Below are 24,686 nucleotides of genomic sequence, written 5' to 3' on the forward strand. Positions count from 1 at the left end.
TGACATAAATAGCCAAAAATATCGAAGATATCGCGGTGCGTCGAGAGCTTGGGCATGGAGGCTCTCCCAACTTGACTGCGCTAATTAGATAGATATTGACAGAGTTTGGAATTTTGCTTTTATGGCAAGCGAACCAAAGCGGTGCCGTCAACGAGGATCACCCGGTGTCAGCCAGACTTGATCAGAAACCGGCACATAGTCGCACTGGCTGCGATGAGCACTCTGAGTTCATTTTCAGCGCCAACGCGGATAGCGATGTCGGGGCCGATCTAACTGACGCTGGCTTCGACTGGCCCTCCAAGCCGCTACCCCGACGCAATCGTCTGAGGCTCATCAAACAGGCCATAGAGATCGATCGGCGAGACATCGTCGACATCACGCCGGTCTCTCAGCCGCAACGTCTTCGCTGCCTCGTTTCAATGCGCACATAGCGAGGAAGGACCACGAGCAGTTACGGCACCGTGCGCGCGCCTAAACATAAAAATATCCATGAGGAGGAAACGTTATGCGACGCAGAGCCTTTCTTGGCACAAGCTTGCTTGTGTTCGCCTTGTCGACCGTGTCGGCATTCGCGCAGCAAAAGGAAGTCACGGTGTGGTCCTGGTTCATCCAGAGCACCATGCAAAAGTCCATCGATGCCTTCGAAAAGGCGCATCCGGATATCAAGGTAACCTATACCTACTATAATTACTCGCCAGAATACATCACAGCGCTTAAAGCGGCTGCCGCCTCGAACAGTCTACCCGATGTCATCGGCCTGCAGCCGGGCTCCCTGACCCAACAATATCGTGACAATCTGGTTCCGATCGACCAGCTCGCCGCGAAGACGTGGGGCGACGGCTGGAAAGACAAGATTTTCGCCGTCAACCGCAAGCAGATGCAGATGGGAAACCCGGCCGGAGATAACAATAATTATATTGTTCCGCAGGAATCGCAGGTTCTTTGCATTTGGTATAACAGAAAACTCTTTGAAAAATTGAATATCGCCGTACCCAAGACATATGCCGATTTGAAGGTGGCTTCCAAGGCTCTCACCGATGGTGGCTATATTCCGATGTTCCAAGGGGCCGCTGACGGCTGGCAGAACGAGAACGTATTTCTGATGCTCGCCAACCAATTCTCGCCAGGAATCGTCGACAAGGCTCAGGCTGGCCAGATCCCCTGGTCGACCCCCGAACTGATCTCTGCAATGAAGGCCTGGAAGGGCTTGTTCGACGACGGGATCTTCCAGCAGGGCGCCCTGGGCGCGCATGCCTATCCCACCGGCGCTCAATTGTTCGCGCAGGGTCGCGTAGGCATGATGGCACTGGGCTCGTGGTGGATGCAGGAAAGTAAATTTCCACCGCCGCTTTCCGAATTCGTCCAGAACATGGATGGCTTCGACTATTTCTATCTTCCGCCTGTCAGAGACGGCGGATCCGCAAGCCCGCCGGTGGGCGGCATCGACATCGGCTATGGCCTGACGAAGAACGGCGCGAAGAATCCCGAGGCCTGGACCTTCCTCTCCGAGTTGACCAACGGCGTCGGCTTGCAGGCGGCGTTGAACGACCTCAACGATCTGCCGGCTTTCGAGGGGCATGAGCCCAAGGGCGACATCACCGATCACGTCAAGCAAATGTCGGCTCGGTTCATGGCCGACCTGCCAAAGGCCGAGAACCAGCGATTTGCCTCGCCCGCCGTTGCCGAGGCGTTGGACAACGCGCTCGCTGGCGTCGCAGATGGCAGTGTTCAGCCAGAGGCGGCATTGGCCTCCGTACAAGCTGCGACGGACAAAGCTCTCGGCAAGTGACCATCAAGCTGAACAGCCCAGGGGTCGGGTGCGGCGCGCCCGGTCCTTCCCGGAGATGAAAACATGGCAGCAAGAACCGGGATGACGGGACATGCGATCGCGACGACGAAGCCCTCCTCTTCAACGAAATTGCTGCGCCTCTACAGCTTCGTGGTCCCGGCGGTAGCGCTGTTCGTCGTCTTCATCGCTTATCCCATTCTCTGGGTTCTGGGCCAAAGTGTTTATGTCAAGGATGCGGCTGGCGCAGTCTCGTTGAGCGCATTGGCGAACTACATCGCCGTATTCCGCGACCCGACATTCTGGTTGGTCGTCCGCAACATGACGCTTTGGGCGATGATCACCATCCCGGTACAGATGTTGATTGGCGGCCTGCTCGCCTATTTCATCGAACGGCATACACATCGTCTGCGCGGCTTTTTCCGCACGATGTTCTTCCTGCCGGTGGTAACATCAGTTTCCGTCCTCAGCCTCGTATGGGTCCAGATCTACGCGCCTTACTATGGCATCGCCCAGGAATATCTGAGGCATGTCGGGATCACGATGTCGACCTCGCCCATCGGCGATGCCAAGACGGCAATATATGCCCTCATCATCGTGAATATCTGGCAGTGGACCGGGTTTTCGATGCTGATGTACATCGCGGGCATTGCGAACATGCCGAGCGAGATACTCGATGCGGCCCGTATCGATGGCGCTACTGGCTGGCGCCTGGCTGTGAATGTCGTGATACCGATGCTTGCCCCGGCGACCAAGTCGCTGTTGTTGCTCGGCATCATCGGTACGCTGCAGACCTTTCCGATCGTCCATCTGATGACCGGCGGCGGGCCCAACCATGCCAGCGAGGTATTCGGCACCTACATTTTCAAACAGAGCTTCATCCTCAACGATGGCGGAGGCGGAGCGGCACTCTCGGTTATCGTCTTGCTGCTCGCCCTGGCGCTTTCGCTGGTCCAGATCGTTCTACTCGGCACCCGCCTCGCGCCTGCCTCGAAGGAGCGACCGTGACAAGCCTCACCCGAAGCCAGATCCACTCTTTTGCCGTTCACTTCGTGCTGTTCATCGTGCTGGCGCTTTGGATGGTGCCGCAGATCTATATGCTCTCGATCGGGCTGCGGACCCCGGCACAGGCCTTCGACGCTTCTCTTGTCACCTGGCCCGTCACCTTCGACAATTTCGTGACGGTAATAAGGGACAATCCTCTCAGCAGGATCTTCTTGAACAGCCTTATCGTCACGGTTGCGACTGTGGCGATCGTCGTCGCGGTTTCCTCGCTCTTTGCTTTCGCCTGTGCTGTACTGCGCCTGAGGGGAACACTCTTTATCTATACCGCCCTTTTGACCACGCTGATGGTGCCGCTCGCCTCGCTGGTGCTCCCGCTTGCGATCCTTCTCAAGAATTTCGGCTGGATCAACACCTATATCGGGCTGATCATGCCCTATGCCGCGCTTGGCGTGCCCTTCGCCATGGTGATCCTCAAGGCTTTCATGGAGGACTCTCCGCAGGAGCTCTTCGAAGCAGCACGTGTTGACGGGTGCACCCCCTGGCAGACCTATTGGCACGTGGCGCTGCCATTGGTGCGACCGGCCCTGGTCTTCGTGACGATCTGGCAATTCATCGTGACCTGGAACGAATTCTTCCTGGCGCTGATCGTATTGACCAAGGCCGAGATGAAAACGCTTACCATCGTTCCGATGCAATATTCCGGCCTCTACATGGCCAATCCAGGCGCTTTGTTCGCGATCCTGACTCTGATCGCACTTCCCCTGATCCTCCTCTATGTGCTGGTGCAGCGAGCCTTCGTTCGAGGTCTGCTGGCTGGTGCGGTGAAAGGCTGAGATATGGCCACGCTGTCGATCGACAACATCACCAAGCGGTACGGAAGCTACTCGGTCATACCGGAACTCTCGCTGACCATACCCGATGGAGAGTTTTGCGTGCTCGTTGGGCCCTCGGGCTGCGGGAAGTCCACCCTGTTGCGGATCATCGCCGGGCTCGAGCCGATTTCATCGGGCCGTATCCTCATCGACGGTGCCGATATGAGTGCGGCCGAGCCGACGGAGCGCGGCGTGGCGATGGTCTTCCAATCCTATGCACTCTACCCGCACATGGATGTCAGGCGGAACATAGGCTTTGGGTTGGAAATAGCCCGCACACCGCGTAGCGAGATCTCGGACCGGGTTGGCAAGGTGGCGGACAAACTGCGCCTGTCCAGCTATCTTCGTCGCAGGCCTCGGGAGCTTTCCGGCGGGCAACGCCAGCGCGTTGCGATTGGGCGAGCGATTACACGCAAGCCCAGGCTTTTCCTTCTGGATGAGCCCCTGTCGAACCTCGATGCGGCTTTGCGTGTCGGCATGCGGCTCGAGATCGCCCGTCTCAAGGCCGAACTTGCATCGACCATGATTTACGTCACCCATGACCAGGTCGAGGCCATGACGCTGGCCGACCGCATCGTGGTGATGAATGCCGGCCGCATCGAGCAGGTCGGCCCGCCGCTGGAGCTCTATGAAAGGCCGGCCAACCTCTTCGTTGCCGGCTTCATCGGCTCACCGGCCATGAACCTCCTGAAAGGCAGAGCCGAAGCCCTTGCCGACGGGCAAATATCCATTGCGCTGGAGATCGGGGCCCATGTGCCCGTTCCCCCGATCGCAGGTTTGAAGCCTGGCGATCTGGTGACTTTGGGCATCAGGCCGGAGCACGTGTCCTACTCCCTTGACGGGGGGGCCGCTGATTATATCGGTCAAGCCCACATGGTCGAGATGTTGGGCAGCGACACCTTTATTCATCTGCGTTGCAACGACGAAGCCCTGGTTATCCGCGACAGTGCGGGCCGCCGCGCCCGAGCGGGGGATAGGATTGCTTTGTCCTTCCCTGCGGAGGCCTGCCACTTGTTCAACGCCGCTGGCCTGCGCGTGTCACAGGCAAACTGACGAACCGGCTTCGTGCCGCCGCCGAGGCAGCGCAAATGCCTCGGGCACCACAAAAACTTGCAAAGGAGACGACAAATGACCGACTTCAACGGGCGCACTATCTTGGTCACGGGTGGTAGCGGCGGGATCGGGGGAGCCACCGTGCGCCATCTCGTCAAGGCCAATGCCAAGGTCATCGCGAGCGGACGTTCGCAAAGCGCGCTGGACGCGATTGCGAAGGAAACAGGCTGCCGCACCCTGGCGTTCGATCTTGCATCGGAGCAAGAGATCCGCGGCGCCCTGGAAGGGCTCGATCTATGGGGGGTCGTCAATTGCGGCGGCTTTGGCGGAGAGATCGCCACCCCGATGGATACCGATATCGCGATCTTCGACAAGGTGATCAGCATCAATGCCCGCGGTGCACTGATCGTCACCAAATACGCCACCCAGTCGATGGTTCGGCTTGGCGAGGGCGGCGCCATCGTCAACGTTTCCAGTCAGGCTGCCCTGGTGGCTCTCGACGGTCACATCTCCTATGGGTCGTCCAAAGCCGCACTCGACAACATCACGCGTGTCTCGGCACTTGAGCTCGGCAAATACAACATTCGCGTCAACAGCGTGAACCCAACGGTGGTCATGACGCCGATATCATCCGGACATTGGAGCCAGCCCCACGTTGCCGAGCCTTTCTTGAAGAACATGCCACTAGGCCGTTGGGCAACGGAGGACGAAATTGCCGCTCCCATCGTGTTCCTGCTGAGCGATGCGGCATCGATGATCACCGGTGTCTCCCTTCCAATCGATGGCGGCTATAGCTGCAGATAGGGAAAAGGCACCATCACGGAGGCGTCCGGGCTGGGTTAAGGGCGGGGACAACATCCATTGCCTACGCCCGCCCTCGCATCCTGCCCAGGGTCGTTCGGCATGCCATCTGCGGGTACCTTCGCTTCTCCTGGAGCTACCGCGATATTGAGGACCTTCTGGCGGAGCGAGAGATCGACATCTCCGACAAAACTATCCGTCGTCGGGTCGCCGAGTTCGGGCCGCGGTTTGCGAAGGGGCTGCGGCGTAGGCGACCCCGCCCAACCGGTGGTTGGCATCTGGACTTGCTGGCGCAATTTTCATGCCCGGCCTCCGTTTCCTTGTCCCCATCTGCTGATGAGGCGCCTGGCGCTGCAGGGCCCGCGAGCAACCGGTTTGAGGTCAGAGGCTGATATTATGGCGGTGCAACGCAGCGGTGGCTGCGCTCAGGCGACGCCTGCGCAATTCACGAAACGAAATGAGTTTTCCCTGGTTTTCGTCCCACAAAGCCAGGCCGGCACAGTGCAGGCTTTGGACCAGCGTAAGCCTGCCGACGGTTGCCAATGCCGGATGATCGATCAAAACCTGCGGAAGGCGGTAAAACGGAACACGACTACATAAATGATGTACGTGATGCACACCTATATTACCAGTGAACCACGCCAAGGGAGGTGGAAGTTCATAATAGGAACTTCCATGAAGCGCTGCCTCCTGCACATTCCAGTCACCGTCATGTGCCCATTGCGTATCCTCGAATTGGTGCTGCACATAGAAGAACCAGACCCCGATCGAGGCGGCGATCAACATCACCGGGCCTTCCACGAGAAGAAATGACTTGATCCCCACAAGCCATAGCATCGTAACGACCAGCGTTGCGATTGCCGCATTTGTTCCCATCGTACTGAACCAGGGCTGCCATCCGGCACGCATGAAACCGAATGGCAGGCGCTGATGCAGCAAAAACAGATAGGCCGGCATGAAGCCAAACAAGACGATCGGATTTCGATACAAGCGATAGCCGAGCTTGCTGTAAGGGTTCAGGGCAAGATATTCGGTGGTTGTGAGGGTGAAGATATCTCCCACGCCTCGATGCTCGAGATTGCCCACGGCTGCGTGATGCGTCGCGTGGGCCCTGCGCCAAAAGCCATAAGGGGTCAGTGTCACCACACCGATCACCCGGCCGATCCAGTCATTTGTCGCGCGTCGGCGAAAGAACGCTCCATGTCCGCAATCATGTTGGATCATGAAGAGGCGTACGAGGAATCCGGCAGTCGGTATAGCCAGAAGAAGACACAGCCAATAGCCGATGCCGAGCGCTAGCCACATGAGCCCCCACAGGCCGATGAACGGAATGACCGTGACCAACACCTCGAAGACACTGCGTGAGGTTGCCGGCTCACGATATCGGCTCAGGATGAAATTCCAGGATCGCGGAGCCTGGGTGAGGGCATCGATGTCTTTGTCGTCCAACATCCGAATTCTCAAATAAATAGACGGTGGACACTTCACGCGACGGCCACAGCCGTTCGCTGCATCTGCGTTCCACGCGGGCAATCCGAACCTCAGTTGTAGCTGGCAGCCATCCGACAGAGTAGCCTCGGAAACTACTCAGGGCGTAGGAAAGCGGCCTCACCTACCGAACTCCAGTCCCTATGAACTCCTATCCTCGGATCAATTTAGTTCCGACTGCGGGAATAGCCCCTTTGTGAGAAATGCGATTTCGGTACGATTGCGGGCCTTGATCTTTTGCATGATATTGCGGACATGCACCTTGACCGTGCACTCGCCCACATTGAGACTGTACGCAATTCGCTTGTTTGCCTCTCCCTGGCGCAACAGGCGAATGACGTCGAGCTGCCTATCGGTGAAGAGATTCTGGTCCTGATCGTCGCGCACCCTCGGATCTGAAACCGACGCAGCAGCAGACCGGAACGCCGTAAGGCTACCGGCCGGAACAAAGATTCCCCCTGCGCGTACCAGACGAATGGCTGCGATAGCCACGTCGAGATTTGCGCTCATGGATATATAGCCTTTTGCCCCCTGTTCCAGCGCTTCAACAATTTCAAGCGCTTCCTCCCTGTCGGACACGACAATGACTTGTGCTGCAAAGGCAGCTCGAATGACAAAGGCCACATTGCGGCGAATCGCAACTCTGGTCGGCTCAAGCCCCGTGGCACATAGGAGAACAATCCCGACCGGAACGTTGGGAGCTATCCCATGCCAATGCTCCACATCCCGATAGCTAGTAAGCATCAAGTCGGTATCGCCAACTGAGAGGCAATGCGCTAAACAATCGCGGAAAAGGGTATTCCCATCGATGACGGCAACACTGGTTTTGGGATGGTTTTTCGACACAGAATCCAAGCTCTGATCCTGAGACGAGTCGGAAACCGAATTGCCATCGTCTCGGATTTCCTGAGAAGATACTGTTTTATCGAAATGTTTATCTATCATCGGCGAAGTATTCATAGCCTCCGTCTCCGTCGGACTTCTCGTGAATGCCTAGCTCGAACTCTCACACGGGCCAGCAATCACAGCAGGCGACCTACCGGTCCTGCTATCCTATGCGTCAGCCTTTACGAGGCGGTAGGCTCGGAAACTACTCAAATCCGCGTCTCCAAGCCGGCCCTATGCTTTGACGGATTCAGGGCCGGGCGCACCCTGGAAGGGCTTGAGAATACATGCCTTTTACCTTGCTTCCTGGACGCAATATCAACACAGGTGCATCATTTGAATGCGAAGGGAGCTTTCCCGGCGCGCGGGCCTTCTCAGCAGGATCCACGATTGATCATATCTGGGATCTCTCCAAAACTGAGCACTTCGTAGCCTTGCCTACTGTTTCTCCAGCCTGGCCTGCGACGCGCGATTATTCCGCCACGACGTGCCAAATGCCGCCCTTACCGTCGCCGGCTTTATCGCCCGCTTTCTTGTCTTCCTTATAGAAATACAAAGGCTTGCCGTCATACGACCATTGCATTTGGCCGTCCTTGCGCTTGGCCAAGGTCCAATCTTTCGTCATCTTCTCGCTCGTTTTACCCAAATAGGGCGGCCAGTTCTTGGCACAATCGTCATAACAGCTCGAGACTCCTGCCTTGTCTTTATCAAAGACATAGAGCGTCATGTCATTTTTGGCCTTGAGCATGCCCGCGTGAGCGGCAGGTACGAGTAGGGCCAGTGCACCGCACAAGACGGCAGCGCCCGTCAGATGGATCTTCATGACGATAATCCCATGCACCGCGTTGCCCGCGGTGTGAAGGCGTGCAGGCGCCCATTTGTTCTTCGACGGGACGAGCCTGCAATTATGCAGCGTATGTCGCCGGCAGGAGCAATTACAGGCTCGGAATCTACTCAGGTCCGGCTCTAAGCCGCCGTTGCGACAACCGACGTCACTATTGGGATTTCATGATAGGATGACGTGCCACCGGATTTGTGGAGGATCTCACGAAAGCAAGAGCATCATGCCGACACAAGACCTACCCCGGGACCAGCGGGCAGTTCGCCAATCCAGGCGGCACTCTCTGCCAAAGCGAGGTCCTCCGAGCGGGGACAACGACTTTCTGGTTGTCGGGATCGGTGCCTCGGCTGGTGGGCTGGATGCTGCAGCCGCTCTCATGAAGGCCCTGCCTGCGCATAATGGCATGGCCTTCATCTTGATACAGCATCTCGATCCCACGCATCACAGCATGATGGCGGACCTGCTGGCGGGCCACACCTCCATGGTCGTCGGACAGGCTGAGGACGGCATGCGGCTTGAGCCCGATCACCTCTATGTCATTCCGCCCGGCACCTACCTCTCGGTCACCAACGGCGCTCTTCGCCTTTCGGAACCCCAGGCCCGCCACGGCGCGCGCCTGCCCTTCGACTTTCTGCTGCATTCCCTGGCAGAGGGATATGGCGATCGCGCCGTCTGCGTGATCCTGTCGGGAACCGGAGCCGACGGCAGCCTCGGGCTGAAGGCCGTGAAGCACGAAGGCGGTCTCGTCATCGCCCAGGATCCGAATGAGGCCGGTTATGACGGTATGCCGCGCAATGCAATCCTGACAGATTCGGTGGACCTCGTGCTCCCTGTTGCCGAGATGCCCGACGCGCTGGCCCGATATGATCGGCGTATGGCCCTTCCAGGCACAAAAAGCAATTTGGGCCTGGAGGGCTCACCCAAAAAGGGGCTATCCCAAATCCTCGAACTTCTTCGCACCAGGACCGCCCACGATTTCAGGCTCTACAAATCGGGAACGCTGCAGCGCCGGATCCAACGGCGCATGGTAATGGCTGCGATCGAGCCCGAAGGCATGGAGCGCTATCTCGATCTGCTGAACAACGATGCGGGCGAACTGGATCTGCTTGCCAAGGATCTTCTCATCAACGTCACCAGCTTCTTTCGCGACCGACAAGTATTCGATTTTCTGGCTAAGAAGATCATTCCGAACCTCGTCCGCAACCATCCACCCGATCGGCCGCTACGGATCTGGATCGCCGGCTGCAGCAGCGGCGAGGAGACTTATTCCTTGGCGATGCTCTTTCGCGAAGAAATCGCGGCTGCAACGCCCAACCTCAAATTGCAGGTCTTCGCCTCCGACGTAGACCCGGACGCCGTCGCGAGCGCACGCGAAGGCCTTTACCCAACGACGATCGACACGGATGTTTCACCGAAACGGCTGGCGCGCTTTTTTGTGAAGGAAGAGCAAGGCTACAGGGTTTTGCCCGAGTTGCGCGCAATGGTGGTCTTCACGGTGCAGGATGTTCTGGCCGATCCCCCCTTTTCCCGCCTCGACCTGGTCTCATGCCGCAATCTTCTGATCTATTTGCTTCCGGAAGCGCAGAAAAAAGTTACTGCGCTCTTCCATTTCGCGCTGCGGGAGGGCGGGTTTCTCCTTCTCGGCAATTCGGAGACCATGCTCAACGCCGCCGATCGTTTCGAGGTGATCTCCAAGCCCGAGCGCATCTATCGCCGTATCGGCCGCACTCGGCCGGGAGACCTCGACTTTGCGCTGAACGCCGGTGATGGCTTGCGGGTACCAGCCCGCACGGGACAAAACAGCTTACCTTCGCGACAAGCCGCCCTTGCCGACCTTTGCCGGCGTATGGTGCTGGAGACCTACACGCCAGCGGCGATCCTGATCAATCGGGAGCATGAGTGCCTCTATTATATGGGGCAGACCGATCGCTATCTGCATGTGCCGGCGGGGTCCCCAACCAGCGACCTGCTGGCCATGGCTCGGCAGAACATACGCATCAAACTTCGATCGGCCATCCAGCGCGCCAGCCAGGAAAACGTACGGACTGTCGTCGCCGGTGTCCGTTCGAACCGCGACGATGGGGGATCGTTCCGTATCGTCGTGCAACCGGTTCAGAGCGGGGGTGAGGATCTCTTGCTGATCTGCTTTATCGACGAACCGGCTTCTGCCCGAAGGCAAAGGCGCGGGGATGCATCCCATGACGCGCCTCGGATCGCCGAACTCGAAGAAGAGCTGGAAGCGACCAGGACTGAGCTGACCGACGCCATCCGCAGTCTGGAGACGTCGAGCGAAGAACAAAGGATCATCAACGAAGAAGCCCTCTCCGTTAACGAGGAATATCAATCGACCAACGAAGAGCTGCTAACGTCGAAGGAGGAACTGCAGTCGCTCAACGAGGAGCTGACCGCCCTCAACAGCCAGCTTCAGGAAACACTGGAACGCCAGCGCACGACCTACAACGATTTACAGAATGTCCTCTACAGCACCGATGTTGCGACACTCTTTCTCGACACCAATCTCAACATCCGCTTCTTCACGCCGGCAACCAAAGCGCTCTTCAGTGTCATTCCGACCGATGTCGGCCGGCCGCTCGCCGATTTGAGTTCGCTTGCCGCCGATGGGGCGCTTCTTGCGGATGCACGAACGGTACTGGACACCCTTCATCCCATTGAGCAGGAAATCAAAACGCGCAATGGCAGCTGGTACCTCCGGCGTATCTTGCCCTATCGCACCCAGGACAATGGTGTCGAGGGCGTGGTCATCACCTTTGCCGACATTACCGAACGCCGGCACGTGACGGACGCGCTGGAAACGGCCAGGCGGGAGGCACAGCGCGCCACTATCGCCAAGTCACGCTTTCTGGCCGCCGCAAGCCACGACCTCCGCCAGCCACTCCAGGCGCTCAGCCTGATGAGGAGCATTCTGGAAAAAAGCATCAGGGAGGACAGGAAGGAAGAAGCGCTGGTGCTGGCCGCGCGGCTCGATGACACGACCATTGCGATGTCGGGCATGCTGAATTCGCTACTCGACATCAATCAGCTCGAAGCAGGCACCGTTCATGCTGAGATGATCAGCTTTCCGGTCGCCGATCTGCTTGAGCGCTTGAAGGACGAATTCACCTATCATGCGCAAGCACAAAACCTCGTCCTGCGTATCATTCCCTGTGGCCTCTCCATCCGTAGCGACCCACGTCTGCTCGAACAGATGATCCGCAACCTGCTGTCGAACGCCTTGAAATATACCAGGCGTGGCAGGGTGTTGCTCGGCTGCCGCCGACATCGGGACAAGCTGAGCATCGAGATCTGGGATACCGGCGTCGGAATTCCCAACGAAGAACTGCAGGCGATATTCGACGAGTATCATCAGCTCGACAATGCCGCACGCGAGCGCAACCGCGGCCTGGGGCTGGGCCTGTCTGTCGTTCGACATCTGGGCGAACTGCTCGATCATCGGGTGCATGTGCGTTCGCGTCCGGGCAAAGGCTCCGTCTTCGCCGTTGACGTCATGCTCCGGGCAAAGCCAGTAGCGCGCCCGGTTCAAGACCCGCAGCCACCCCAAGCCGAAAGCAAGGTCGCGGCTCCCCATTGCACGGGCGCCATTCTGATCATCGAAGACGATCCTGAGATACGCGATCTCCTGAACCTTCTTCTCGCGGGTGAAGGCCACCAAACGGCAACGGCGGCGGACGGGCTCGAGGCCCTCGGCCTGATCGCACGAGAAAGGATCCGGCCGGACCTCGTCCTAGCGGATTACAACCTGCCGAATGATTTGGACGGGCTCGGGGTTACGGCGAAGCTGCGGACTCAGCTTCATCGGAATATCCCGGCCATTATCCTGACCGGTGACATATCCACAGCAACACTGCGCGATATTGCCAGCCATGATTGTTTCCAACTCAATAAACCGGTGCGGCCAAAGGAACTGGTGCAGGCTGTCCAACATCTTCTTCATGCATCGCGGGCATTGACGTCCAACCCTTCACGCGCGCCCGACAACGCTGAGGCGGCCAGAACTGTTGGTCCGGTCATCTTTGTCGTCGACGACGACAGCTATATCCGCGACGCAATCTGCAAGATGCTTGAGGAAGACGGCTATGTCGTGGAGGCATTCGCGACGGGCGAGGCATTTCTGGAGATTTACCATCCGGGCCGCGAAGCCTGCCTTCTAGTCGATGCGTATCTCCCTGGCATGAGCGGGCTCGAATTGTTACGGCATCTGAATCATGCAATCCATCGGCTGCCGGCCATCATGATCACTGGCAACAGCGATGTGCGCATGGCTGTTCAGGCCATGAAGGCCGGCGCCTTGGATTTCATCGAAAAACCGTTCGGCCCCAGCGAACTGCTCACTAGTGTCAAACGGGCTCTTGAACGATCGCGCGATGCCAGCACCTTGTCCGCCTGGCGGGAAGGCGCGGCAGCCCATATCGCCACACTGACCAAACGGCAGCGACAGATCATGGATCTGGTTCTCTCCGGCCAACCCAGCAAGAACATTGCGGCAGACCTCGGCATCAGTCAGCGCACCGTCGAGAACCATCGCGCCTCAATCATGAGGAAGACGGGTTCGAAGTCGCTTCCGGCGCTGGCCCGATTGGCGCTCGCGGCCGCCTCCACGGACTCCTAGGAGGCTTATCCGTTGGCATATGTCGTGCGGCAACTCTTCCCTACTACTGTTCGCAGCTTGTCTGCCGATCGTCTACCCCCTGAGCAGCGCCCTCTCAGACTTGGGCTTTCCTGCCGATGTATTCGTGAGATATCATTCTCATCCTGGCCGATTGCATGTTCGGCACCGAGGCAGGTTGGTTGCGGCAGATAATACCCAGCATTAAAAATACTGACACATTGAGAACATGGGGGGAAACACTCGACGAGGGCGGCGGCTTTACCTCACGAAGCGACAATTGTCCGTTTTGCTCGGACCGGAGAAGCACCTTGTGCTTGGCAAAAGCGTCAAGGCTTGACGTCTGCCGATACGGCCGATCGCACAAGCATATTGATCATGGCATCGGAAATACGACATGGGAGGCTGTCGCCTCGTCTACATAGCCACTCATCTGCCACAACCTCTGCAGTCTCCTTGATAAGGCAGCCTCCAATGAAAAGAATAGCCTCTCTAGTTCGCTTGATCGGAGCAACTACGAGGCGCCCAGTTTCAGGATCAAAGGTTTCATAGCTAAATATTTTTGTCATTATTTCCCCTCATCAAGAGGATATAGAAATCTGTTGTCGAGCGAGATCTGCGACCCGAGACCCGAACTGGTGGATGAGAGGCTCTAAGCTCGCCTAGCGCCGCTTATTTTGTCTCGCAATCGCGCGCGCGACCGTAAGCCTTAGCCTTCCGCGGATCGGCGAATGGCCCAGGGCGGTTCCCTGCCGCTGGCGGACGGCCTTGTCGCAGCCAGGAGTCACGAGCGCCCCAATAACCGGGACATACGTCTAATATTGAAAGCCAATACAAAAGCGGCCGACTGCCTGTTAAACCCTGCCGACACCACCAAGGCCACCAAACAGCCAAAGCAGCACGAGCACCAGAACGACCAAGCCGAGCATACCTCCCAGACCAGCACCACCATAGCGACCGTGGGCATAATAACCACCCCCGCCACCCAACAGGAGCACCACAACGATTATAACAATAAGCGTGCTCATTTTTTATTTACCTTCCCAAAAGATATTATAATCCCTTGTGTATACGCTTTTATTTTTAGCACCGACGCGGATACTCAACAAAATATCCAAAGTATTTCCTGCTTCGCCAAAAACCTACGGCACATTCCAGTGTAGCCAGAAAACAAGCGAGCCGGGAGACTCGGAAATTACTCAAACGCTTGCTGCAATACGCTCTTCACGGTGCCTCTTGGCCGCGACGCGTTACGATGGTTCGCTCCATGGGCGCCCGTACCCAAAAAGTGTCTTGCCTTGTGTCAGAAGTCGCAACGGTCAATCGTACCATCCCGAGCCTGGTCTCTGGCGAAAGTTGAATGCGAAGACGTCAACGAGTTGGGACCGAACCCGCTCGCACTCACATGTAGGTGCTGGCTTGCACTTGGACAGTTCGCGCCATATTAGCCGCATGTTTGGGGGTAGCATCGCGCAATTTGCGGATTGGAAGCGGCTAGGAGAGCTTGCGGTTGCGACGACCGGTCCAACAGTCATGCCAACAATGCGCATGTGGCCTCCTTCCATCGCGGGGGCGATGATGCTGGCTCTCATCCTTCCGCTGGGCGGATGGCGCTCTCATGTAGAACACCGCTTACCGGAAAGTTTGCAACACAACCCTTGAAAGGCGGTGGCGAAGATCTTGCTCGCCACCGCCAACCGGTCGGCGCTCAGTTCAGATATTCGACCTTCAGATGCTGGATCGTGCCATTGAAGGCGAAGGGCTTGCGATCGAAATACGCAAGCGAGACCGGGGAATAGCTGTCTCGGCCGACGTCAAAGGCATCATTGGCAGTAAAGGTACCCGCTGCCGAGCGTGGGACATGGCCCTTGCTGACTTCTTTGCCGTCAACGCGGATGACGATGTCGAGAGGCGCGGGGCGAGCGCCACTGGCCTTGCGCGTTGTTTCGACCTCAATCTTAACCCTCCCGGTCGGCAGCGGGGCTGACGTCTCCAGCCGGGTCCGTTCGATCTCGAACAGATTGTACTCGTAGTAGAGCTTCCCGTCCTCGACCCACAGGGCGATACCGCCCGAGACGGCCCCAAGTGCGTAAAGCACGCCCTTCGAGTCGGGCTGCAAATCCGCATCGATGGTGACAAGGTTGCTGCGCGATCCGAGCTTCGGCGCGGTGAACTCGGGAACGCCAACGACTTCCTGCGTATAGTTGAACGTCTTGGCGGGATTGGATGGCTGGTCTTCCGGATGGAAGATCGCGGACCATAGCGCACCGCCCACCGGATAGACCTTATTATCTTTCGCGCTTACCTCGAAAGCCTTCTTCAGCTCGTCGAGTTTGCCGGGATTGGCGGCGGCGACGTCCTTGGCCTGCGAGAAGTCCTTCTTGAGATCATAGAGTTCCCAGACATCGTTCTTCGGCGACCATTTCATGATCGAGGGATCGACGCCCGCTTGCCAGGGCACCCTCGGCCCGAATGCCGACGCGATCCATCCGTCCTTGTAGTAGGCGCGACTGCCCATGACCTCGAAATACTGCTCCTTCTTGTGGTCCGATGCCGTCGGGGACATGAAGGAATAGACCATGCTGGTGCCGTCGAGCTGATCTTGGCTGACTCCATCGACGAGCTTCGGCGGTGTGATGTGCAGGATCTCGTAGATCGTCGGCACGATATCGTTGACGTGATGGAATTGCGGACGCGGCGTCTTGTCCGCCTTGATCCTGCTTGGCCACGACACCGCGAGCGGCGTACGCGTTCCACCAAAATGCGCGGCAATCAGCTTTGTCGACTGATATGGCGTGGAGCCAGCCCAAGCCCAGCCGGCATGGTACATGTTGTCCACCTTGGGTGACCCGAGCACGTCCAGCCCGCCGAGTTCGTTCATGGTGCGAATATGATCCTTGATCTCGGACGGAATGCCGTTCTGCGCCAGGAACTCGCTGATCGTGCCGTTCTGGCCTTCCGCACTCGAGCCGTTATCGCCCCAGATGTAGAAGACGAGCGTGTTGTCGCGGATGCCGAGCTCGTCCAGAGCATCGATCAACCGGCCGGCCTGCGCATCGGCATGTTCGGTGTATCCGGCGAACACTTCCATGAGCCGGCGCTGGAACGGCTTTTCGTCCTCGGGAATGTCGGCCCATGCGGCAAGCGTCTTCGGCCGCGGCGTCAGTTCGGTGTCTTTCGGGATCCAGCCGAGTTCTTTCTGTCGGGCGAAGACGCGCTCGCGCGTGACGTCCCAGCCTTCGTCGAACTTGCCCTTATATTTGTCCGCCCATTCCTTGAAGATGTGATGCGGACCATGGGAGGCGCCGGGGGCCCAATACATGAAGAAGGGCCGATCCGGCGTCAGCGCGTGGACCTGCTTCATCCAGGAGACGGCCTTGTCGGTCATATCTTCGGTGAAGTGATATTCTGTCTTCGCTTCGGACGGATTCACCCGGACCGTGTTTTCGACGACCGCAGGCTCCCATTGCGAGGATTCTCCAGCAAGGAAACCGTAGAAGTAGTCGAAGCCGATCCCCTGGCCGGCGGGCCAATTCGTATAGGGGCCAACGGCCGTTGTCTCGTTGGCCGGCGTGTTGTGCCACTTTCCGAAGGCGCTCGTCGCGTAGCCGTAATAGCCGAGGACCTTCGCCGCAGTCGCGGATGTGCGCGGGATCCGGCCGGAATAGCCGTCCCAGTCGTTCGCCAGTTCGGTGATCTGGCCGGAGCCGACGCGATGGTGATTGCGCCCGGTCAGCAGGGCCGCGCGGGTGGGTGAGCACATCGCAGCATTATGGAAGCGGTTATAGGTGACCCCGTCCCCGGCGACGCGGCTCAATGTAGGCGTATTGATCACGCCGCCGAATGTGCTCGGCAATGCTGGACCGACGTCGTCGAGCATGATCACGACGATGTTGGGCGCATTGGCGGGAAGATGCGACTTCACCGGCAGGGGGCTGTAGGTCGATTCCGCGATCGTTGGCCCGGCCTTGCTCCCCGAGGGCGTTGACGGAAACGGCAGCGATTCCTGGGCCATCACGGGCGATCCCAACATCAGGAGCGTCGTGCCTGCGCCCAACCAGCGCGCTCTGAATTTGTGACTAGGGGGCCGTTTCATTCAATTCTCCGTTCCGGACAACACATCTGAACCCGACATGGCTTGTCGATGTATCGATCGCCTCGGCATGTCGGGCTGCAGGTCGATAGCGGCGGCAGTAGTTCGGAGCGCACAGGTGCGATCCGCCCTTCAAAACCTTCCGCGGGATTTTTATGTGGGGGAGACACGGATCATAGCTGGCGGACTCGAGCCCTCCGCGAGGGTTTCTGGGTATGCAGCAGGCTTTCGTCGCGTCTGCCTCGTGCTTTGGGGCGAACCAATCGGACGTCCACTCCCAGACGTTTCCGATCATGTCGTAGAGACCATATCCGTTGGGCGGAAAGGCCCTTACGGGCGACGTGCGGGAGTATCCGTCGAGATTGCGATTGACCTTCGGAAAAGATCCTTGCCAGGTATTGGCCATATGCCGACCATCGGGTGTCAGTTGCGAGCCCCAGGCATATTCGGCCTGTTCGAGACCCCCTCGGGCGGCAAATTCCCACTCGGCTTCCGTGGGGAGATCCTTGCCCTTCCATCGCGCATAGGCCAGTGCGTCGTGGTGGGTAACGTGGACAACGGGATGATCATCCAGCCCCGCAATGCTGCTGCGCGGTCCATAGGGTTGGCGCCAGTTGGCGCCCTTCAGGAAAGACCACCATTGCGACCAGTCTCGGAGATCGACGCGCCCGGCCGGCTCCAGGAAGACGAGCGACCCCGCATACAGCAGCTCCGGCAAGATGCCGGGATAGTCCCGAGGGTCGGGCGCGAATTCGGCAAATGTGCGATGCCCAGTCGCGGCTACGAACTCCGCAAACTGTGCGTTGGTGACAGGGGTCTCATCGATGAAGAAGTCCTCGACGCTGACACGATGAGCCGGCTTCTCTTCGGGGTAGTGATGATCCGAGCCCATCCAGAAGATTCCAGCTCTCACGAAGATCATGCCATCGCGCGCATGCTCCGATGACCCATCCTCCCGAACCACCTCTGCCTGCATAGCCAGCCTTCCCGTCACCCTGCACCCGATCGCGAGCTCTCTCATGAAGCGCCAGACGCCGAAGCGCAGCGCCAGCGCAAGGACAGACACCAGCTGCTCGTCGGGCGACCGGAAATCGGGCGCCGGACCGCCCCGCACACGCAAGCCGACATCAAGCCGATGGCGAGATCGCGCGCCGTTGCGAGCATTTCGTGCATAGGTAGGCCGCCCGTCTTGCCATATCGCGCCAATCGCGTCCCGCTATGCTCCGTCATCGAACGCGACCGGGTCGATCCTGCTCGGCCTTATAGCGGCAATCGCCTGCGGTACCTGCGTAGGCTTCGTCAACGGTTTCATCATTGCGAAATTCCACATCAATGCGCTCATCACGACACTGGCCACGATGCAGATCGTGCGTGGCCTTGCCCTGATTGCTTCCGACAGGCGCGCTGTCGGCATCAGCTGTCGGTGACTAATACAGGCAGGATCGACCTGCCGTTCGGCATCGGCTTTCATCCCTTCTTTCCGCTGACACCGCAGACAACCCTTCTTGCACCGGCCACCGCATGGTGGACGGAACGAGATGCGCATCTACCCGGCTCCAGAGGCGCCCTTGTCAGCGACGTCGATTTCTCTACCGCACGCCGACTGCCCGATCGCCGGCTGAACAACTGCTTCGAAGGTTGGAATGGCAGCGCACGCATCGTATGGCCCGAGCGTCACTTCGGCGTCGATATCGCTGCCGATAGCATGCTCGATCGCTACATGCTCTTTGCGCCCAACGGCAAGCGCGACTTCTTCTGCCTGGAGCCGATGAGCCACAGTCCCGATGCGCTGCAGCATTTCGAGACCGAGCCGATGGGATTGGCGTTGCTATCTCCCGGCGACAGCCTCCGCGCGGGATTTGCAATGACCGTCTTCGATTGGAGTGAAGCCCATGGCTGAGCGCTTGGCCGGCAAACATATCCTTGTGACCGGTAGCGCCCAGGGTATCGGGCTGGCAATCGCCCAGGCATGTCTCGCCGAGGGAGCAAAGCTGTTCCTGGTCGACCGGGACAGCGGACTATTGAACGCGGCCGTCGCCAGTCTCTCGGCCCCGCAGGGCCAGGTTGGACATATGTCGGCTGATATTCGCGACGAAAGTGCACCGCGGTGGCGATCCGAGCCGATGGTCGACGGCATGGGACCAACGCAGCGCTGGCGACCAGAATTGAAATTCGCGTTGAAGGTCTCGCCGGCGTTCCAGACCGTGGCGAGGCTCCAGCCTCTCGGCGCCGTATTTCACCAACTATCGCGACACACAATGAAAGCGTGAGACTTACTTCGTCGTGACGGCTGATGCGACATGCGCAAACTCACGCGCTATGCCCCAAAAAGCTCGAATGGCCTTTGCCTCGCTTCGCTCGCTCAGGCAGACCAGCGCTTCTTCCATCAGCATCGGAGGGCCGGAGATCGGGATCCTCGTAAGCCGGCTATCATTGCCGAACTCGGCTTGAGAGACAAAGCCGAGGCCGGCGCCCGAGGCCACGATCTCGCGAACTGCTTCCCGCCCCTCTGCCTCGATTGCATATTTTAGCTTTATACCGGCATCAGCCGCCCCATCCTCCAGGCGCTTGCGTGTCTTGGAGCCGCGCTCGCGGATGACAAGCGGCAACGCGGCCAGATCGGCAAGGGAAAGCCTCTTGCGCCCGCCAAGGTCGAAGTCGGTTGCAGCGAAAGCGACAATCGGCGTGGCGTGGAGCGTGATGATCTCGAAGTCGCGGCCCGCCGGGGCTTCCCCCACAACGCCGATATCCGCATCATAATTGAACAGGCTTTTGATGACCGTTTCCGTATTGCCCGCACGGACGGTGACATGAACCCCCTGATAGCGGCGGCGGAACTCGCCCATGATGTGCAACACGTGGTGGGCAGCGTCGGCGACGATGCGCAGCGAACCGGTCCGGAGCGAACGGGACTCCGACAGGAGTTCGAGCGCCTGGTTCTCCATTTCGAACATGCGCCGGGTGATGGTTAGAAGTCGCTCTCCCGCCTCCGTCAGTACGACCTGCTTGCGCTGGCGATTGAACAGGAGCGTGTCGTATTCCTCCTCCAGCTTGCGAACCTGGTCGGAGATCGCCGGTTGGGTCAGCAGCAATTCGCTGGCCGCCCGGGAAAAACCGCCCGAAATCGCCACATAATGAAAGGCACGAAGCTGAACATAGCGCATTGACGATCATCCCCAGGGCACGCCGCGTTCGACATATAATCACAGCTTATACACGGATACAAAATAACGATTTTTAGAATAGATTATGCCGGTCCTATATGGTCGCCACCAAACGGCACCAGACGAGGATTGGCCCATGCACGATAGTGCGTCGACGCAAGCTTTTGCCCCTCCCCTGCTCGGAGAGCCCTATCTTCTGACACCGGGCCCGTTGACCACCGCCGCCGAGGTAAAGCAGGCGATGCTGCGCGACTGGGGCTCCTGGGATGCCGATTTTCGCGCCATGACCGTCGAGCTTCGGCAAGGCCTGCTTGCGCTGACCGGAGACAGCAAGGGCGATTATGATTGCGTGCCCATGCAGGGCTCGGGATCGTTCTGCGTCGAGGCGATGCTGGGATCCTTCGTCCCCAAGGACGGCAAGGTTCTCGTCCTCGCCAATGGCGCCTATGGTCTGCGGGCCGCCGAGACCATGCGCTATATCGGCCGCGCCTACACCCTCATCGACAAGGGCGACTACCTGCCCCCGCGTGGCGACGAGGTCGCGGCCGCGCTCGATGCGGATCCAGCAATCACTCATGTCCTCGCCATCCATTGCGAAACCAGCTCCGGCATCCTCAACCCGGTGGCCGAGATCGCCGCGGCCGTGGAGAACAAGGGACGCAAGCTCCTCGTCGATTCCATGAGCGCCTTCGGCGCCATCCGGCTCGACGTCAACGAGATCGCCTTCGAGGCCATGGTGTCTTCCGCCAACAAATGCATCGAGGGCGTGCCGGGCTTCGGCTTCGTGATTGCCCGCAAGGACGCGCTGAAGGCGGCACAAGGTAACAGCCATTCGCTCAGCCTCGACGTCCATGCACAATGGGCCACGATGGAAAAGACCGGGCAGTGGCGCTACACCCCGCCCACGCATGTGGTGGCGGCCTTCCTCCAGGCCCTGCGCATGCATGCCGCCGAAGGCGGCGTGGCAGGGAGGGGCGCGCGCTATACCCGCAATCGCGATGTGATGGTGGCGGGAATGCGCGAGCTCGGCTTCGAGACGCTGCTGTCCGACACCTGGCTCTCGCCCATCATCGTGACCTTCTTCTGCCCGGCCGATCCGAGCTTCGTTTTCAGCCGCTTCTACGAACAGATGAAACAAAAGGGGTTCATCATCTATCCCGGCAAGCTGACGGTGGTCGACTCCTTCCGCGTCGGCTGCATCGGACGGATGGATGAGCATGTCATGCGCAACGTGGTCGAAGCCGCCCGCCAGTCTCTTGCCGAGATGAAGGTCGTTTCCGCCGCCCCGCCCGCCGACGCCATTGCCGAACGCGCAAAGCTCGCCGCCTGAGGCGGCCCGTATTGAAGGATCGATCCTCGATGAACCAATTGTCCCCCGTCTCGGTCTCCGCCAACGAGCGCAATTATGCCTGGCCGCGCGTGCCGGCGATCGCCATCTGTCTCGACGGCTGCGAGCCTGATTATCTCGACGAAGCCATCAAGGCCGGCCTGATGCCGGCCCTCGAACGCATCCTGCAGAAGGGAACGGCCAGCACCGCGCACAGCGTCATCCCCAGCTTCACCAACCCCAACAATCTGTCGATCGTCACCGGGCGCCCGCCCGCCGTACACGGTATCTGCGGCAACTACCTCTACAACCCCAAAACGGGCGAGGAGGTGATGATGAACGATCCCAAATTCCTGCGCGCGCCGACGGTGTTCAAGGCGTTCTACGATGCAGGAGCCAAGGTCGCCATCGTCACCGCCAAGGACAAGCTGCGCGCCCTCCTGGGCCATGGCCTGTCCTATGATGACGGGCGCGCCGTCTGCTTCTCGTCGGAAAAGGCCAACACCACCACCAAGGCCGCCAATGGCATCGATGACGCATCCAAATGGCTGGGGCGTCCAGTGCCGGAGGTCTATTCGGCGGAACTGTCCGAATTCGTGTTCGCCGCCGGCGTCAAGCTGCTGCGCGAATTCCGACCCGACATCATGTATCTGACGACGACGGACTACATTCAGCACAAATATGCCCCCGGCGTGTCCCAGGCGAACGCCTTCTACGCCATGTTCGACAAATATCTCGCCGAGCTCGATGCTCTGGGCGCCGCCATCGTGATCACGGCCGATCACGGCATGAAGCCAAAGCATCACGCGGACGGTTCCCCCAACGTGGTCTATGTCCAGGACCTGCTGGATGAATGGCTCGGCAAGGATGCTGCCCGCGTCATCCTGCCGATCACCGACCCCTATGTCGTGCACCATGGCGCGCTGGGCTCGTTTGCCACGGCCTATCTGCCCAAGGGCGCCGACCGCGAGTCCATCATCGCGAGGCTGCGCGATATCGAGGACATGACGCTGGTTCTCGGACGCGAAGAGGGATGCCGGCGCTTCGAACTGCCTGAAGACCGCATCGGCGACATCGTCATGGTCTCGGGTGAGAACAAGACGATCGGCACGTCCGAGCATCGGCACGACCTTGCCGCACTCGACGAGCCGCTGCGCTCGCATGGCGGTCTTACCGAGCAGGCCGTGCCCTTCATTGTGAACCGCCCCCTGCCCGACTTGCCGCAAGCGCCGGCGTTGCGCAATTTCGACGCCTTCTACTACGCCACCCTGGCAGCGGCTCAGTCAAAATGAACACGCCCGAGAAAACCATCAAGGTCCGCCATGAACCGATGCGGATCGCCGGCAGACTGGTCGAGGCCGAGGCGACCGTCGAGGTCCGCTATCCCTATACTGATACGGTGATCGGCACCGTGCCGGCAGGGCGGGCCGAACATGCCCGGCAGGCCTTCGAGATCGCCGCCGGCTATCAGTCCAAGCTCACGCGCTACGACCGCCAGAAGATCCTGTTGAAGACGGCCGAGTTGCTCAACGCACGCAGGGACGAGATTTCCGATCTGGTCACCAGCGAACTCGGCATCTCCAAGCAGGACTCGCTCTATGAAGTCGGTCGTGCCTTCGACGTCTTCACGCTCGCCGGCCAGATGTGCATTCACGACGATGGCCAGATCTTCTCCTGCGATCTCACCCCTCACGGCAAGCAGAGGCGGATCTTCACCCAGCGCGAGCCCCTCACGGCGATTTCGGCGATCACGCCCTTCAACCATCCGCTCAACATGGTCGCACACAAGGTGGCGCCGGCGATCGCCACCAATAATTGCGTGGTCGTGAAGCCGACGGAACTCACGCCGATGACGGCGCTGATCCTGGCCGACATTCTCTACGAGGCCGGCCTGCCGCCACAGATGCTCTCGGTGGTGACCGGGTGGCCTGCGGAGATCGGTGATGAAATGATCACCAATCCCCATATCGATCTGATCACCTTCACCGGCGGCGTGCCCGTCGGCAAGATGATCGCCTACAAGGCCGGCTACAAGCGCCAGGTCCTGGAGCTCGGCGGCAACGACCCTCTGATCATCCTCAACGATCTCGATGACGCCGACCTCGCCAGGGCGGCGGACCTCGCTGTCGCCGGCGCGACCAAAAATTCCGGCCAGCGCTGTACCGCCGTCAAGCGCATCCTCGTGCAGGAAAAGGTTGCCGACCGTTTCGTGCCCCTGGTGCTCGAACGGGCCAAGGCCATCCGCTTCGGTGACCCGTTCGACCCGGCGACCCAACTCGGTACGGTGGTGCATGAGAAGGCGGCAGCCCTGTTCGAAAGGCGGGTCCACATGGCGGCGGAAGCCGGCGCCCAGATCCTCTACGATCCCGGTCGCCAGGGCGCGCTGCTGCCGCCGATCGTCGTCGACAAGGTGCCGCATGAGAGTGAGCTCGTCATGGAGGAAACCTTCGGCCCGATCGTGCCGATCATCCGCGCCCCGGATGACGACGAAGCCCTGATCGCGCTTTCGAACTCGACGGCCTTCGGCCTTTCCTCGGGCGTATGCACCAACGACTTCAGGCGCATGCAGGCCTTCATCACCGGCCTCAGGGTCGGCACCGTCAATATCTGGGAAGTGCCGGGCTATCGCATCGAGATGAGCCCCTTCGGCGGCATCAAGGATTCGGGCAACGGCTACAAGGAAGGCGTCATCGAGGCGATGAAGTCCTTCACGAACGTCAAGACTTTCTCGTTGCCGTGGTAGCGCC

General features: G+C 59.4%; 18 protein-coding genes and 1 pseudogene. 13 read left to right on the forward strand and 6 right to left on the reverse strand.

Annotation, left to right across the window (positions count from 1 at the left end; genetic code table 11):
- The first annotated feature begins 505 nt into the window (after nucleotides 1-505).
- The 5 genes from ACR9ZN_RS04825 (at nucleotide 506) to ACR9ZN_RS04845 (ending at nucleotide 5,520) form a co-directional block, all read left to right on the forward strand.
- Nucleotides 506-1,789 carry an ABC transporter substrate-binding protein gene (locus ACR9ZN_RS04825; RefSeq protein WP_441773578.1) on the forward strand — a complete coding sequence of 428 codons (1,284 nt, stop codon included), beginning with the start codon at nucleotides 506-508 and terminating at the stop codon, nucleotides 1,787-1,789.
- 63 nt (nucleotides 1,790-1,852) lie between these two features.
- Nucleotides 1,853-2,794, forward strand: coding sequence for a carbohydrate ABC transporter permease (locus tag ACR9ZN_RS04830; RefSeq protein ID WP_481271505.1), 942 nt, complete (start codon nucleotides 1,853-1,855; stop codon nucleotides 2,792-2,794).
- Nucleotides 2,791-3,624, forward strand: a complete 834-nt coding sequence (locus ACR9ZN_RS04835; RefSeq protein WP_441773576.1) for a carbohydrate ABC transporter permease — start codon at nucleotides 2,791-2,793, stop codon at nucleotides 3,622-3,624. Before ACR9ZN_RS04830 ends, ACR9ZN_RS04835 begins: the two co-directional genes overlap by 4 nt.
- Before the next feature lie 3 nt (nucleotides 3,625-3,627).
- Nucleotides 3,628-4,716 (forward strand): ABC transporter ATP-binding protein, encoded by a 1,089-nt coding sequence (locus ACR9ZN_RS04840; protein WP_434960398.1) that lies wholly within the window; start codon nucleotides 3,628-3,630, stop codon nucleotides 4,714-4,716.
- A gap of 75 nt (nucleotides 4,717-4,791) precedes the next feature.
- Complete coding sequence (locus tag ACR9ZN_RS04845) at nucleotides 4,792-5,520, forward strand: SDR family oxidoreductase (protein ID WP_454817440.1); 729 nt, start codon at nucleotides 4,792-4,794, stop codon at nucleotides 5,518-5,520.
- A 378-nt stretch (nucleotides 5,521-5,898) separates the two neighbouring features.
- Here the strand turns inward: ACR9ZN_RS04845 and ACR9ZN_RS04850 are convergent, their stop codons facing one another.
- The 3 genes from ACR9ZN_RS04850 to ACR9ZN_RS04860 form a co-directional block, all read right to left on the reverse strand.
- Nucleotides 5,899-6,969 carry a fatty acid desaturase gene (locus tag ACR9ZN_RS04850; protein WP_454817438.1) on the reverse strand — a complete coding sequence of 357 codons (1,071 nt, stop codon included), beginning with the start codon at nucleotides 6,967-6,969 and terminating at the stop codon, nucleotides 5,899-5,901.
- A 198-nt stretch (nucleotides 6,970-7,167) separates the two neighbouring features.
- A complete protein-coding gene (locus tag ACR9ZN_RS04855) occupies nucleotides 7,168-7,965 on the reverse strand; it encodes a LuxR C-terminal-related transcriptional regulator (RefSeq protein ID WP_454817436.1) in 798 nt (265 codons plus the stop codon).
- Nucleotides 7,966-8,362: 397 nt separating this feature from the next.
- The gene (locus tag ACR9ZN_RS04860; protein WP_454817434.1) at nucleotides 8,363-8,713 is read right to left on the reverse strand and encodes a COG4315 family predicted lipoprotein; all 351 of its coding nucleotides are present in this window, start codon (nucleotides 8,711-8,713) and stop codon (nucleotides 8,363-8,365) included.
- 241 nt (nucleotides 8,714-8,954) lie between these two features.
- Between ACR9ZN_RS04860 and ACR9ZN_RS04865 the strand changes: the two genes are divergently transcribed.
- Entirely contained in the window at nucleotides 8,955-13,358 is a 4,404-nt protein-coding gene (locus ACR9ZN_RS04865) for a chemotaxis protein CheB (protein WP_481271506.1), read from the forward strand.
- Between the two features lie 728 nt (nucleotides 13,359-14,086).
- Complete coding sequence (locus tag ACR9ZN_RS04870; protein WP_481271507.1) at nucleotides 14,087-14,518, forward strand: hypothetical protein; 432 nt, start codon at nucleotides 14,087-14,089, stop codon at nucleotides 14,516-14,518.
- 545 nt (nucleotides 14,519-15,063) lie between these two features.
- Here the strand turns inward: ACR9ZN_RS04870 and ACR9ZN_RS04875 are convergent.
- Nucleotides 15,064-17,451 carry an arylsulfatase gene (locus ACR9ZN_RS04875; RefSeq protein ID WP_481271508.1) on the reverse strand — a complete coding sequence of 796 codons (2,388 nt, stop codon included), beginning with the start codon at nucleotides 17,449-17,451 and terminating at the stop codon, nucleotides 15,064-15,066.
- A complete protein-coding gene (locus ACR9ZN_RS04880; protein WP_481271952.1) occupies nucleotides 17,435-18,370 on the reverse strand; it encodes a formylglycine-generating enzyme family protein in 936 nt (311 codons plus the stop codon). Before ACR9ZN_RS04880 ends, ACR9ZN_RS04875 begins: the two co-directional genes overlap by 17 nt.
- Nucleotides 18,371-18,674: 304 nt before the next feature.
- Here ACR9ZN_RS04880 and ACR9ZN_RS04885 point away from each other — a divergent pair.
- From ACR9ZN_RS04885 to ACR9ZN_RS04895, 3 genes and pseudogenes are all read left to right on the forward strand, one after another.
- A pseudogene (locus ACR9ZN_RS04885) lies at nucleotides 18,675-18,866 on the forward strand (ABC transporter permease subunit); the annotation flags it as partial.
- Between the two features lie 5 nt (nucleotides 18,867-18,871).
- The gene (locus ACR9ZN_RS04890; RefSeq protein WP_481271953.1) at nucleotides 18,872-19,348 is read left to right on the forward strand and encodes an aldose epimerase family protein; all 477 of its coding nucleotides are present in this window, start codon (nucleotides 18,872-18,874) and stop codon (nucleotides 19,346-19,348) included.
- Nucleotides 19,341-19,718 (forward strand): SDR family NAD(P)-dependent oxidoreductase, encoded by a 378-nt coding sequence (locus ACR9ZN_RS04895; RefSeq protein WP_454817424.1) that lies wholly within the window; start codon nucleotides 19,341-19,343, stop codon nucleotides 19,716-19,718. The genes ACR9ZN_RS04890 and ACR9ZN_RS04895 overlap by 8 nt, the downstream gene beginning before the upstream one ends.
- Before the next feature lie 3 nt (nucleotides 19,719-19,721).
- Here the strand turns inward: ACR9ZN_RS04895 and ACR9ZN_RS04900 are convergent, their stop codons facing one another.
- Nucleotides 19,722-20,612 (reverse strand): LysR substrate-binding domain-containing protein, encoded by an 891-nt coding sequence (locus ACR9ZN_RS04900; RefSeq protein WP_434960391.1) that lies wholly within the window; start codon nucleotides 20,610-20,612, stop codon nucleotides 19,722-19,724.
- Nucleotides 20,613-20,748: 136 nt separating this feature from the next.
- Here ACR9ZN_RS04900 and ACR9ZN_RS04905 point away from each other — a divergent pair, with 136 nt between their 5' ends.
- From ACR9ZN_RS04905 to phnY, 3 genes are read left to right on the forward strand one after another with little or no spacing between them, the layout of a single operon-like run.
- Nucleotides 20,749-21,942, forward strand: coding sequence for a 2-aminoethylphosphonate--pyruvate transaminase (locus tag ACR9ZN_RS04905; RefSeq protein ID WP_454817422.1), 1,194 nt, complete (start codon nucleotides 20,749-20,751; stop codon nucleotides 21,940-21,942).
- A gap of 29 nt (nucleotides 21,943-21,971) precedes the next feature.
- Complete coding sequence (phnA, locus tag ACR9ZN_RS04910; protein WP_454817420.1) at nucleotides 21,972-23,231, forward strand: phosphonoacetate hydrolase; 1,260 nt, start codon at nucleotides 21,972-21,974, stop codon at nucleotides 23,229-23,231.
- Nucleotides 23,228-24,682, forward strand: coding sequence for a phosphonoacetaldehyde dehydrogenase (phnY, locus tag ACR9ZN_RS04915; protein WP_481271509.1), 1,455 nt, complete (start codon nucleotides 23,228-23,230; stop codon nucleotides 24,680-24,682). Before phnA ends, phnY begins: the two co-directional genes overlap by 4 nt.
- Nucleotides 24,683-24,686 lie beyond the last annotated feature (4 nt).

It is taken from the genome of Labrys sp. HAY1-8F (genome assembly GCF_056754975.1).

Bases quoted from the DNA above. Each gene is read 5' to 3' on its own strand.
- ACR9ZN_RS04870 (WP_481271507.1), top strand. From the start codon at position 14,087: ATGGCCCAGGGCGGTTCCCTGCCGCTGGCGGACGGCCTTGTCGCAGCC.
- ACR9ZN_RS04855 (WP_454817436.1), bottom strand. From the start codon at position 7,965: ATGAATACTTCGCCGATGATAGATAAACATTTCGATAAAACAGTATCT.
- ACR9ZN_RS04875 (WP_481271508.1), bottom strand. From the start codon at position 17,451: ATGAAACGGCCCCCTAGTCACAAATTCAGAGCGCGCTGGTTGGGCGCA.
- ACR9ZN_RS04905 (WP_454817422.1), top strand. From the start codon at position 20,749: ATGCACGATAGTGCGTCGACGCAAGCTTTTGCCCCTCCCCTGCTCGGA.
- ACR9ZN_RS04840 (WP_434960398.1), top strand. From the start codon at position 3,628: ATGGCCACGCTGTCGATCGACAACATCACCAAGCGGTACGGAAGCTAC.
- phnY (WP_481271509.1), top strand. From the start codon at position 23,228: ATGAACACGCCCGAGAAAACCATCAAGGTCCGCCATGAACCGATGCGG.
- phnA (WP_454817420.1), top strand. From the start codon at position 21,972: ATGAACCAATTGTCCCCCGTCTCGGTCTCCGCCAACGAGCGCAATTAT.
- ACR9ZN_RS04880 (WP_481271952.1), bottom strand. From the start codon at position 18,370: ATGATCTTCGTGAGAGCTGGAATCTTCTGGATGGGCTCGGATCATCAC.
- ACR9ZN_RS04865 (WP_481271506.1), top strand. From the start codon at position 8,955: ATGCCGACACAAGACCTACCCCGGGACCAGCGGGCAGTTCGCCAATCC.
- ACR9ZN_RS04895 (WP_454817424.1), top strand. From the start codon at position 19,341: ATGGCTGAGCGCTTGGCCGGCAAACATATCCTTGTGACCGGTAGCGCC.
- ACR9ZN_RS04830 (WP_481271505.1), top strand. From the start codon at position 1,853: ATGGCAGCAAGAACCGGGATGACGGGACATGCGATCGCGACGACGAAG.
- ACR9ZN_RS04900 (WP_434960391.1), bottom strand. From the start codon at position 20,612: ATGCGCTATGTTCAGCTTCGTGCCTTTCATTATGTGGCGATTTCGGGC.
- ACR9ZN_RS04850 (WP_454817438.1), bottom strand. From the start codon at position 6,969: ATGTTGGACGACAAAGACATCGATGCCCTCACCCAGGCTCCGCGATCC.
- ACR9ZN_RS04825 (WP_441773578.1), top strand. From the start codon at position 506: ATGCGACGCAGAGCCTTTCTTGGCACAAGCTTGCTTGTGTTCGCCTTG.
- ACR9ZN_RS04845 (WP_454817440.1), top strand. From the start codon at position 4,792: ATGACCGACTTCAACGGGCGCACTATCTTGGTCACGGGTGGTAGCGGC.
- ACR9ZN_RS04860 (WP_454817434.1), bottom strand. From the start codon at position 8,713: ATGAAGATCCATCTGACGGGCGCTGCCGTCTTGTGCGGTGCACTGGCC.